The following is an 8,180-nucleotide window of genomic DNA, read 5'->3' on the forward strand; positions in this document are numbered from 1 at the left end:
GGGCGGTGGGGCGTAGCCGGGCGGTGGGGCGTACCCGGACGGTGGGTCGTACCCGGCGGGAGATGCCCTGTCGAGCAGGTCGTCCGGGATGTCGGTCGACAGCGCCGCCTCACGGCGGTAGCGGCGGCGGTTCCACATCAGGAAGACCGCCAGCCCCAGCAGCAGCACCAGCACCACGGCGATGCCGATGCCGACCACCATGACCTGCTGATCCGTCGGGCCACCGCGGTCACCGTGCTGGGTGACGTCGAACTCGTCGTCGGCCGCCGCGGTGCCACCCGGCACCGAGGGCGGTGCGGCGCCCGGGGCCAGCAGGGGGTTACCCGCGGCCTGCGGCACGTTCGCGCTCAGCGCCCGCACCGGATCGATCAGGCCGAAGCCGTACTGCGGATCCCGGCCGGCCGGACCGGCGTCCCGGGCGGTCCGGATGATCCGGTTGATCACGTTGGGGGCGTCGAGGTTCGGATACTTCGCCCGGATCAGCGCGGCGACGCCGGAAACGATCGCGGCCGAGTCGGAGGTGCCGTCACCCCAGCCGTAACCCTGGTTGGGGCCCGCGTTGTAGACACCGTCCCCGGGTGCGGCGACCACCGCCTCGGGCCCCTTGGCCGACCCGGACCAGAAGGCGCCACCCCGCGTCGTGCCGGTGACGGCGAGAACGCCGGGAACGTTTGCGGGAGCCGCCACGTCCACGTCACCCTTGGAGAGGTTGCCGGCGGCGACCACCACCACGACGTCGCGGTCCAGGGCGTAGCTGATGGCGCTCGCCTCCTCCGGAGTGACCGCCGACGGCTTGCCCTGGGACACGTTGATCACCTTGGCACCGCCGTCCACGGCCATCCGGATGCCGAGAGCGATCGCGCTCTCGTCGTACGGCGGGTTCTTACCCGCGTAGAGCTTGATGGGCAGGATCCGCGCGTCGGGGGCGATGCCGTCCACACCGTCGCTGCTGGCGTTCGTCGCCGCGATGATGCCGGCCATGTGCGTGCCGTGCCCGTCCTCGTCAGCCCGCCCGTCACCGCTGGCACCGTAGCTGCGGCCACCGGCGAGCACCCGACCCCGCAGGTCCGGGTGGGTGGCGTCGACGCCGCTGTCGACCACGGCCACGACCACACCCCGGCCGGTCGACAGTTTGTGCGCCTGGTCGATCCGGAGCTCGTCCAAATACCACTGTTCGGTCCGCCGGGGCGCGGCGGCCGCCGGTTGGGCGACCCCCAGCACCAGGAGCCCCGCCAGCACACAGGCCGTGATCGGCCGGCGTGCCGCGCCGTCAACCCTCATCCGTCCGTCCTCATCGCAGGATGCCCGGGGACGCACCGTCACCGGGGCCCCACGGATCGTCGTCCTCAGTCAACCACGACGAGTGCTCGGAGCCCGTAGCGCCACCACCGTGCCCGGCACCACCCGCGCCGCCCATCATGCCGCCGCCCATCATGCCGGCACCGCCCCGCGCTCCGCCCGCCATTCCGGCGCCGCCGGCACCACCGGCCGCGGTGCGCAACGCGTTCGCCGCGCTCGTCATCGGCGGCACCTTGCCGTTACCGCCACCCACCATGCCGGGGATGCCACCCACGCCGATCCCGCCGGCCGCGCCCAGGCCGCCGCCACCGGCACCGATTCCGCCGGCCGCACCGACGCCGCCGCCGGCACCGAACCCGCCGCCGGCGCCACCCAGGCCGGCGCTTCCGACCCCCGAGCCGCCCAGGCCGCCGCCGTACCCGCTGCCGAGGCCGCCCGGCCCGGCGCCGGCCAGGCCGCTGCTGTAGTCCTCGTCGCCACTCGGGTAGCCCGAGCCGGTGGACGGCGGGTTGAACGGGTCGGAGCCGGTGGGCGAGGGGCCGCCGGGACCACCGGTGGTGGGCGGGGAGAACGGGCCCACGCTGGAGGTGGGACCGTTGCCGGTGTCGCTGACGCCGGGCGGCCTGCTGCCGATGTCCGGGTTGCCACCGATGTCGACGTTGCCGTTCCCACCGATGTCACCCGTGTCGGTGCGGCCCTTCGGCGGCGTCCGGTCGTCGGGCCGGTAGACGTCCGTGTTGGTCCCCGGGTCCTGCACGACCAGCTTGGGACGTTCGGTGTACACCGCCTTGGGCAGCGGCGACATCGCCGTGTTGGCCGCCTGCTGATTGTCCCGGTACCAGTTGTCCAGGTGGGACTTGGTGTCCCACCAGCCGCCGCGCTTCTGGTCGCCGGCCTGCCCGTCGACCTTCATGGTCGCTTCCAGGTCGTCGGCCTTGTCGCGGAACGCGCCGTCGGCGTACGATCCCGGGTTGCTCTGGTAATCCTGTCGCAGCGCGGCGAGGAACCCCGACGTGCTCTCGCCGTCGCGGGAGTCGTCGAGCTCGGTGCCGTTGGGCAGGCTCCACTCGTTCCAGCCGAAGTCGTCCATCAGCGGGATCGGGATCGTGGCGACCGCCCTGCGGATGTCACCCTCGATCCGCGTCAGCGCGCCGCTGACGTTGCTCGCGTCGGTGATCAGATCCTCGATCTGCTTGCCGATCTCGCCCAGGTGCTCGCGGTACGCGTCGCCGCCACTGCCCTTCCACCCGGCGAGCATCGCGGGCAGCCCGCCGACGTGCGGGCGCTCCTGACCGGTCGCGATCGGGCCGACGAACGACCGGCCGACCAGCGCGTCGCGCAGATAGCCCAGGCCGGCGGAGAGGTTGCTCCACCCCGCACCGACCGAGCCGACCGTCTCCGGGTCTGCGGAGAGCGTCACCTCGCGGACGCACCGCTCCCAGGTTCCTCCAGCCATGCCGTCCCCCTCAGGCCGTGTACGGGTACGTGGGTGCGCCGCCGGCCGTGGGCGGCGGCGCCGCGGCGTCCAGAAGCCGCTCGATCTCCTTGCCGTTGGCGGCGTTGCGCGCCTCGGCGTCCCGGAACGCCTTGGCGATGTCCTCGGTGCCCTGCTTGAGCGCGGCGAGCCGCTGGGAGAGCGTCGTGAGGTGCGCCTCCATGTTGGCCGTGGACTTGGTCAGCGCCTGCCACTGCATCCGGGCATCCTCGAAGGCGCCGAAGGGGGTGCCGTTCGGGACGGTCTGGGCCTTGTTGCTGTCGCCCTTCATCCGCTCCTTGACGCGCTCCATCTCGTAACGGATGGTGTCGTCGACGTACTGCTTGAGGCGCTCGACGTAGGTCGCCGCCGCGTCCAGGTCCTCGACGCTGACGTGCAGATCGCCGGTGTTCGGCGGCGGAATGTCCCCCATGCGATTCCTCCCCGTTCCCGACCCGCCGGGTCGGTCCATGTCAAACGCAGCGTATCGAGTGTGACCACATCGAGGCAGCCCTCGCCACCGTCAATCGTAGCCACCGGTGTCGATGTCAGCGACGCAGTTGCGGGACCAGCAGTGCGATACCGAGCCCCACCAGGGCCAACGGACCCAGGAGAACGGCCACGCCGCTCCAGGCCGACTCGCTCCGTACCGCCTGGACGACCTCCAGGACCACCAGACCCACGAGGATCACGGCGACCACCGAGAGCATCACCACCAGCACACGGGCCTTGTCAGGACTCATCGCCCGTCCTCCCCCGCGGCACCAACGACATCGGATCGGCGAGGAAGGTGTCGACGTCGACGCCCCCGAGCCGCAGCCCGGACATGATCTCGGAGCGGCGCTGGTCGGCCAGCGCCTCGGCGGCGCGGACCGCCTCCACCACCGCCTCGCCGAGCGTGATGTTGTCCACCGTCCGGTGGGCCCGCGCGGCGACGGAGATGTCCAGCAGCTCCTTCGCGCCGGACACCGTGGCGGTCACCAGGCCGTCCGCGGCGGTACCGACGAACTCCTCCCGGGCCAGTCGACCGGTCTCGCTGGTGGCCGTCTCCAGCAGTGCCGTCATCTCCGTGACCAGCTGCGCGAGGTCGGCCCTCCTCATCGGAGCCCCCGCGTCGCGTCGTGCCACACCGTCAGCGGGTCCGGCGCACCGGCGTCCCAGTCGACCGGTTCCGCCGCGACGTCGTCGAGGCTGGCCCGGATGCTCTGCGCCATGGCGAGCCGGGCCGCGGTCACCGCCTGGCGGCAGTGCGTGCCCAGGAGGTCGGCGGGCAGGTCCCGGACGGCCCGTGCGCTGATCCGTACGTCCGTCACCCCGCCCGCCCCGTCGACGACGGCCGCGACCGTCCCGGTCTCGTCGAACCCCTCGTACGTCCGCTCCCGGGCCTCGGTCACCAACGCGACGAGGTCCCGGGTGGCCTCCTCGGCCCGCCGCAACGCGGGCTCGTACGCCTCGGTGCGGGTCACCTCCCGGACGGAGTCGACGGCCCTACGGTAGGCATCACTCATCACTGCTCCGTTCGTCGGATGTCAGGTGCCCGGTACGACGATCTCCTTGTTCCAGCTCTCCGGGTCGCTGACGATCTCCCGGTAGCGGTCCCCGATGCGGGCGCTCTCGGCGTCGACCTTGTCCCCGGTCAGCTCGAATCCCCGCTTGAGCTGGGCCACCGCGGTGCCGATCGCGCTGTTCGCGCCGCGCATGGCCTGCATCAGACCGACGATCGCCATGATGATGCCGGTCACGAACGCGGCCCAGCTGCCGATGATCGCCCATTTGAAGGCGGGGCCGGCCGGGCCGGCGGCGTTGGCGGCGATGCAGCCGACGATGGCGAGGCCGGTGCCCACCGACCAGGCCCAGAAGAGCGTCTCGAGGCCGTCCGCGACGCCGTTGCAGCCGGCGGAGGCCGTGATGGCCAGTTCCTTGAGCGCGTCCAGCGGCTCGACCACCTTGGTGGTGAGGAAGCTCTTGAAGACCTCGGCGCCGCCGCCCTTCCACAGGCCGTCGACCTCGCCGTTGAGCCGGGACAGCCGGCCGGCCAGCGACGAGAACTCCTCGGCGAGGCCGGTCCACTTGTCGTCGGCCTCCTGGAACGGCGCCCAGCTGCGGATGTTCATGACGGCGATCGGGCTGACGAAGGCCATCGCCAGGGCCCCCGCGCCGGACGGCTCGGCGGCCACCGCGAGTGTCCCGCCCAGCGCGATGATGACCGCATCCAGGCCGATCGTGCGCGCCGTGTCGACGCCGGATACCACGTTGTCGTCCATAACAGCTGCCCCCGTGTGCTGTCGAAGAAGAGGAGCGGGCCCGGTCGCCCGGACCGCGCTCAGTCCAGAGCCGTGTCGAACGACTGACCGTGCCGCTGCTCCATCGTCTTGTAGTGCTCGACGACCCGGCCGAGCCCCTGTGCGACCTCGGCGAGCGCGGCGGCGAGCGCGGACACGGCCTGCGTCGTCGTCTCGTGCATGTCGGCGTACGCGGCGGAGAAGCCGGCGTCGAACGCGGGCGCGGCACCGGAGGGCAGCCGCAGGTACTCGATCGTGGGGAGCACACCGGACCGCAGCGACTCCGCCGTCTCCGACATCTCGGAGACGAGTTCGCCGAGCTTGCCGGTGTTCATGGAGACTCCGGACACCACGCCTCCCTCCGTGAACGCCGGTCACCCACCGGGCGTGGGCCCGGCGGGTGACGTGTCGGCTATGGAGGGTAGCGGTTCACCGCCACCCGGCGCTGCCCGGCGGCTCTGCGGCCACCAGACGGTCAGGCGGTCAGGCGGGGTTGCCGGCCGACGGGACCTTCATGCCGTTGCCGCCCAGCGGGGTGAGCGGGAGCAGCTTGCGACCGGTCGGGCCGATCTGGATCTCGGTGTCCATCGACGGGCAGACGCCGCAGTCGAAGCACGGCGTCCACCGGCAGTCGTCCTGCTCGAACTCGCTGAGCGAGTCCTGCCAGTCCTGCCAGAGCCAGTCCTTGTCCAGGCCCGAGTCCAGGTGGTCCCAGGGAAGGACCTCCAGCTCGTCGCGCCGACGGGTGGTGTACCAGTCGAGGTCCACCCCGTACGCGGGCAACGTCTCGGCCGCCGCGTCCACCCAGCGCTGGTACGAGAAGTGCTCGCTCCAGCCGTCGAACCGGCCGCCGTTCTCCCACACCTTGCGGATCACCGAGCCGACCCGACGGTCGCCCCGGGAGAGCAGTCCCTCGATCAGCGAGGGCTCGCCGTCGTGGTAGCGGTAGCCGATGGCCCGGCCCAGCGAGCGGTCCGAGTTGATCGCCTGCTTGAGGATCTTGAGTCGGTGGTCGATGACCTCCGGACGCTCCATCGGGGCCCACTGGAACGGGGTGTGCGGCTTCGGCACGAACCCGCCGATGGAGACGGTGCAGCGGATGTCCTTGGACCCGGTCGCGGCCCGACCTGCCTTGATCACCTCGTGGGCCATGTCCGCGATCTCGAGGACGTCCTCGTCGGTCTCGGTGGGCAGGCCGCACATGAAGTAGAGCTTCACCTGCCGCCAGCCGTTGCTGTACGCGGTGACGACGGTGCGGATCAGGTCTTCCTTCGACACCATCTTGTTGATGACCTTGCGGATCCGCTCCGAGCCGCCCTCCGGGGCGAAGGTCAGACCGGTGCGCCGTCCGTTGCGGGACAACTCCTGGGCGAGGTCGATGTTGAACGCGTCCACCCGGGTCGACGGCAGCGACAGCGAGACGTTGGTGCCCTCGTACTGCTGGGCCAGGCCCGAGCACATGTCACCGATCTCGGAGTGGTCCGCCGAGGAGAGCGACAGCAGGCCCACCTCGGAGAAGCCGGAGAACTCCAGGCCCTCGCGCACCATCTGCCCGACGGTCGTGATCGACCGCTCCCGCACCGGCCGGGTGATCATGCCGGCCTGGCAGAACCGGCATCCCCGGGTGCAGCCCCGGAAGATCTCCACCGCGTACCGCTCGTGCACCGTCTCGGCCAGCGGCACGAGGGGCTTCTTCGGGTACGGCCAGGCGTCCAGGTCCATCGTCGTGCGCTTGTGCACCCGGAACGGCACGTCCGCCCGGTTCGGCACGACCCGCTGGATGCGCCCGTCGGGCAGGTAGTCGACGTCGTAGAAGCGCGGCACGTACACGCTCTCGGTGCGGGCCAGCCGCAGCAGCAGCTCGTCGCGGCCACCCGGGGAGCCTTCGGCCTTCCACTCCCGGACGATCGCGGTGATCTCCAGGACCGCCTCCTCACCGTCGCCGAGCACCGCGGCGTCGATGAAGTCGGCGATCGGCTCCGGGTTGAACGCGGCATGCCCGCCAGCCACGATCACCGGGTCGGCGTCGGTGCGGTCGGCGGCCAGCATCGGGATGCCGGCCAGGTCGATCGCGGTGAGCATGTTGGTGTAACCCAGCTCGGTGGAGAACGAGATGCCGAACACGTCGAAGTCGCGGACCGACCGGTGCGCGTCGACGGTGAACTGCGGCACGCCGTGCGTGCGCATCAGGCTCTCCAGGTCCGGCCAGACCGCGTACGTCCGCTCGGCGAGCGTGTCGGGCAGCTCGTTGAGCACCTCGTACAGGATCTGCACACCCTGGTTGGGCAGGCCCACCTCGTACGCGTCGGGATACATCAGCGCCCAGCGCACGGTCGCCGCGTCCCAGTCCTTGACCACCGCGCCCAACTCGCCACCGACGTACTGGATGGGCTTGGAAACCTGAGGGAGCAGCGGCTCCAGCCGGGGCCAGACCGACGGCTCCAGGTCGCGGCGCGGCGTCAGACGCTCCGAGCTGGAGTCGTCGCTCGAATTGGTCGCGGCCGCGCGCGGCGTCGTGGACGGGGCACTCATGATGCCCAAGGGTACGCGCCCACCCGCCGGTGACCGCGCGCACGCCCGGTCTGCGGTGGTGGCGGCGCGGTATTAACCTCGGACCGGCGCGAGAGGAGATTGCCGCGATGCCGGAGCCCCAGCCGGGAGCACGGCCGGCCGACGGGAGCACCCCGGGCGCGGAGCCGGAGCGGGACCGGGCGGTCGCCGACGAGCCGACCTCCCCACCCGTACCCTCGGACCAGCCGGACCCCTCGGACCAGCCGGACCTCTCGGACCAGCCCGAACCGGAGGGCTCGCCCGCCGCTGAGCAGCGCACGGCCGCTGAGCAGCGCACGGCCGTCGAGCAGGACACGGCCGTCGAGCAGGACACGGCCGTCGAGCAGGACACGGCCGCGACCGCGGAGGCTCCCGCGCCCAGGTGGAGTGGTTCCGCGCCGGTGCCTCCCCCGCTGCCGCGCCGGCGGACCTGGGGCGCGTCGAGCGAGTCGACTCCGCCGCCACCCGTGCCCCACGAGCCTCCGGAGCACCGCACCCCGGTCGACCCGTGGGCCGGCGTGGACACCGGCGGCTGGGACCTGCCGTCCGCCGAGTTGCCCCCACTGCCCCCGACA

9 protein-coding genes and 1 pseudogene are annotated in these 8,180 nt (G+C 71.9%); 1 reads left to right on the forward strand and 9 read right to left on the reverse strand.

Going from position 1 to position 8,180, the window contains the following annotated elements; all coding sequences use genetic code 11:
- The 9 genes from mycP to F8271_RS28240 form a co-directional block, all read right to left on the reverse strand.
- Positions 1–1,281: type VII secretion-associated serine protease mycosin (gene mycP, locus F8271_RS28200; protein ID WP_151492880.1), on the reverse strand; the 1,281-nt coding region annotated here is incomplete at its 3' end.
- A gap of 10 nt (positions 1,282–1,291) precedes the next feature.
- Entirely contained in the window at positions 1,292–2,755 is a 1,464-nt protein-coding gene (locus F8271_RS34030; protein WP_151492881.1) for a hypothetical protein, read from the reverse strand.
- 10 nt (positions 2,756–2,765) lie between these two features.
- Positions 2,766–3,206 carry a hypothetical protein gene (locus F8271_RS28210; protein WP_151492882.1) on the reverse strand — a complete coding sequence of 147 codons (441 nt, stop codon included), beginning with the start codon at positions 3,204–3,206 and terminating at the stop codon, positions 2,766–2,768.
- Between the two features lie 115 nt (positions 3,207–3,321).
- On the reverse strand, positions 3,322–3,516 hold the full coding sequence (locus tag F8271_RS28215) for a hypothetical protein (protein WP_151492883.1): 195 nt from the start codon (positions 3,514–3,516) through the stop codon (positions 3,322–3,324).
- Complete coding sequence (locus F8271_RS28220; protein ID WP_151492884.1) at positions 3,506–3,874, reverse strand: YbaB/EbfC family nucleoid-associated protein; 369 nt, start codon at positions 3,872–3,874, stop codon at positions 3,506–3,508. Before F8271_RS28220 ends, F8271_RS28215 begins: the two co-directional genes overlap by 11 nt.
- On the reverse strand, positions 3,871–4,281 hold the full coding sequence (locus F8271_RS28225) for a YbaB/EbfC family nucleoid-associated protein (protein WP_151492885.1): 411 nt from the start codon (positions 4,279–4,281) through the stop codon (positions 3,871–3,873). Before F8271_RS28225 ends, F8271_RS28220 begins: the two co-directional genes overlap by 4 nt.
- Positions 4,282–4,302: 21 nt before the next feature.
- Entirely contained in the window at positions 4,303–5,037 is a 735-nt protein-coding gene (locus F8271_RS28230; RefSeq protein ID WP_151492886.1) for a hypothetical protein, read from the reverse strand.
- Between the two features lie 59 nt (positions 5,038–5,096).
- Complete coding sequence (locus F8271_RS28235; RefSeq protein WP_151492887.1) at positions 5,097–5,405, reverse strand: hypothetical protein; 309 nt, start codon at positions 5,403–5,405, stop codon at positions 5,097–5,099.
- Positions 5,406–5,538: 133 nt separating this feature from the next.
- Positions 5,539–7,587: a TIGR03960 family B12-binding radical SAM protein gene (locus F8271_RS28240; protein WP_151492888.1), complete on the reverse strand. Its 2,049-nt coding sequence runs from the start codon at positions 7,585–7,587 to the stop codon at positions 5,539–5,541.
- Positions 7,588–7,694: 107 nt separating this feature from the next.
- Between F8271_RS28240 and F8271_RS28245 the strand changes: the two are divergent.
- Positions 7,695–8,180: pseudogene (locus F8271_RS28245) on the forward strand (hypothetical protein); the annotation flags it as partial.

This window comes from Micromonospora sp. ALFpr18c, assembly GCF_008868155.1.
Classification (GTDB): Bacteria; Actinomycetota; Actinomycetes; order Mycobacteriales; family Micromonosporaceae; genus Micromonospora.

Coding starts and splice junctions, on each gene's coding strand:
- F8271_RS34030 (WP_151492881.1), bottom strand. CDS start 2,755: ATGGCTGGAGGAACCTGGGAGCGGTGCGTCCGCGAGGTGACGCTCTCC.
- F8271_RS28210 (WP_151492882.1), bottom strand. CDS start 3,206: ATGGGGGACATTCCGCCGCCGAACACCGGCGATCTGCACGTCAGCGTC.
- F8271_RS28215 (WP_151492883.1), bottom strand. CDS start 3,516: ATGAGTCCTGACAAGGCCCGTGTGCTGGTGGTGATGCTCTCGGTGGTC.
- F8271_RS28220 (WP_151492884.1), bottom strand. CDS start 3,874: ATGAGGAGGGCCGACCTCGCGCAGCTGGTCACGGAGATGACGGCACTG.
- F8271_RS28225 (WP_151492885.1), bottom strand. CDS start 4,281: ATGAGTGATGCCTACCGTAGGGCCGTCGACTCCGTCCGGGAGGTGACC.
- F8271_RS28230 (WP_151492886.1), bottom strand. CDS start 5,037: ATGGACGACAACGTGGTATCCGGCGTCGACACGGCGCGCACGATCGGC.
- F8271_RS28240 (WP_151492888.1), bottom strand. CDS start 7,587: ATGAGTGCCCCGTCCACGACGCCGCGCGCGGCCGCGACCAATTCGAGC.